The 925-nt window shown below is 50.3% G+C and carries 1 pseudogene; it reads right to left on the reverse strand.

What is annotated here, in order from left to right:
- Nucleotides 1-925: pseudogene (locus BLX24_RS34130) on the reverse strand (TonB-dependent receptor); the annotation flags it as partial.

A 925-nucleotide genomic window follows, 5' to 3' on the forward strand; every position in this document is an offset into this window, starting at 1 on the left:
CCACACCCTCATCGCCTACATACACAAACTCCCGGGCCAGCCAGAGATACCAGATTGCCGGATTAACAAACAGTTTCGGGAATGGCTTCCAGACAAAACCCAGATCGGTGCCGTAGGCTGCCGGTAAAATACCGCGTCCGTTTTCCGGTACCACCACCCGTGTATCATTGGAATGAAACCCTTTGCCCGATTTAAGATAAAGCTGCAACACCGGCGAACAGGTATAGGTGATAGTTAGTTTCGGCGAGACAATGGCGGCGCTGGCCTTGCCTGTTGTGGCGGGGTTCTGCAATAAATCNTACGTGTAATCGGTCGGTCAGTGGTACCGCTTCATCAATATAGGCACCGGCATTGATTTCATTAATGTTTCCGTACTTAAACCGTTCAAGCGTTTCAACGCGGTTGAGTGTATGCGACAGTTCGGTGCCGTCAGTAATATCCTGCCGGTACTGAACCCCTACCGTTGAGTTTACCGTCTTGCTTCCCAACAAAAATTTACTGGTATAACTGCCGTTGTATCCGAATAAATGACGGGCCTCTTTTTGCCGGATCTGATCGCCGTTGATGGAGTCGTTTTTAAAGAAGGTAAAGTTTGAATACAGCTCAAAGTTGTAGCGGCTGTAGTAAAACTGGTTTTTCAGCACATTATTCCGGCTCGTTTGCGTAACCAGTTCAGCGTTCAGGTTAGTACGGCTGGTTTCTCCCCCTTCGCTGGGGTCGATGGAGCCAAAGAAGCCGGTCAACCCCGATGCAACGGCCCGGTCCGGAATTTGTCCGGAATGATTCCAGCGGCTCCAGAATGTCGAGCCTGTCAGCGTAAGCTGCGTCGACGCGTTGATGTGACCATGAAAACGCCCCTGCAGGTTCAACCGGTTAAACTGTTGCGGATTGTCAAAGTAGCTGTTGGAGTACTGGTATTCAGAAG

Source organism: Arsenicibacter rosenii (genome assembly GCF_001870735.1).
Classification (GTDB): Bacteria; Bacteroidota; Bacteroidia; order Cytophagales; family Spirosomataceae; genus Arsenicibacter; species Arsenicibacter rosenii.